Source organism: Anaerosporobacter sp. (assembly GCF_965301125.1).
In genome coordinates, this window is the sequence record NZ_CBDLAM010000335.1 from 1 (window position 1) to 811 (window position 811).

Annotated in this window: 1 protein-coding gene; it reads right to left on the reverse strand. The window is 32.8% G+C overall.

The annotated features are described in order from the left end of the window. On the reverse strand, positions 1 to 727 hold a 727-nt coding region (locus tag ACW2QF_RS19570; RefSeq protein ID WP_455717695.1), incomplete at its 3' end, for an EAL domain-containing protein. Positions 728 to 811: the final 84 nt, after the last annotated feature.

Consider the following 811-nt stretch of genomic DNA (forward strand, 5'->3'; position numbering starts at 1 on the left):
CTGTAGAACAGATACGCGTTTCTAATAATAATTTTTCAAAGTCAGCATCTTCAATTGGTTTAGAATAGTAATATCCTTGTGCATAGTCACAGCCCATATTCTTTAAGAATATAGCTTGTTCCTGTGTTTCTACACCTTCTGCTACAACAAATAAACCTAACCATTTAGCAAGATTAATCACAAATTGTATTACAGAACGTCCGCTACTTCTTCCAACATTATTCTTCAAAAAACTCATATCTAATTTAAGAATCTCAATCGGTAAATCACTTAACATATTTAGGGATGAATACCCAGTACCAAAGTCATCCATCTCAATTACAAATCCAATTTGACGAATCTGATTAACGATATCAATCATTCGCTTCGCATTATCTGTATAAGCTGATTCGGTAATTTCTAGATGTAGATACTGAATTGGTATATTGTATTTCATAATTAAGCCAAATAATAATTCTGGTAATTTGGGATTATACAAATCGACTCTTGAAACATTGACTGAAATAGGCATTAATTGATGCCCTGTTTCAATCCAAGAGTCTAATTTTTGACAGACACAATCCCAAACATAATAGTCTAATTCGCTAATAAAACCATTCTTTTCAAAAATTGGAATGAACTCTGCAGGTGAGAGGAAGCCATACTGCGGATGTTTCCATCGTACTAGCGCTTCAGCTCCTATTACACATTCCGTAGATAAATCGAATTTAGGTTGATAATAAACCACAAATTGCTTCTCGTCTATCGCCTTCCTCATTTCTTTCGTTATCATTTTTTCTCATAATAACATTACTCCTATTGAATAATAATA